Source organism: Aphanothece microscopica RSMan92 (genome assembly GCF_046613545.2).
Classification (GTDB): Bacteria; Cyanobacteriota; Cyanobacteriia; order PCC-6307; family Cyanobiaceae; genus NIES-981.
Window position 1 is genome coordinate 1 of record NZ_JBKKKY020000303.1, and the last position, 685, is coordinate 685.

Here is a 685-nt window from a genome sequence, read left to right on the forward strand (position 1 = left end):
GCCCGGGTCGACGGCCGAGACCCGATGGTCGCGCATGGCAGCCCGATGCCGGTCTGGGGCGAGTTCTTTGACGGCGCCTATGCCGCGATCAAGACACCGGGCGGTCAGCCCATCCTGACCAGCCAGCCCATCGTGGACCTGGTCGCCTATCTGGAAACGCTGCAACGCTGAGGGTGCTTGACGTAGGGTCATTCGCGCCGAACGCTGAACAGTGACGCATTTTTGCCATGAACCGGTGGCAAGGGCGTGCCGTGGCACCATCGATTGCGCGATCATCTGGGGGGATGGCGATGGAAGACCTGCGACGCATCCTGCATGTCGAGGATGACGACGACATCCTGCAGCTTGTCCGCCTGTCGCTGGACATGCTGGGCGGGTTCGAGGTGCTGCAATGCACCTCGGGGGCCGAAGCCCTGGAAAAAGCCGAGGCCTTTGCGCCCGACCTCATCCTGATCGACTTCATGATGCCCGACATGAACGGGCATGCCACGCTGCAGGCCCTGCGCGCCCGCCCGTCGCTGCGCGATGTGCCCGCGATCTACATGACCGCCAAGGATCTGCGGCTGGAGAGCGATCCCGTTCTGGCCGGGACGGCGATTGGAACCATCGCCAAGCCCTTCGACGCGATGGAGCTGCCGCAGCAGGTGCGCGCCCTGTGGGCGCGACGGGGCGCGGTGGCGGGGTG

Annotated in this window: 1 protein-coding gene; it reads left to right on the forward strand. The window is 66.1% G+C overall.

Annotated elements, in window-relative coordinates; translation table 11 throughout:
- Window positions 1-284: 284 nt before the first annotated feature.
- A partial coding sequence (locus ACLD7X_RS17645) for a response regulator (protein ID WP_425625452.1) occupies window positions 285-685 on the forward strand: 401 nt, incomplete at its 3' end.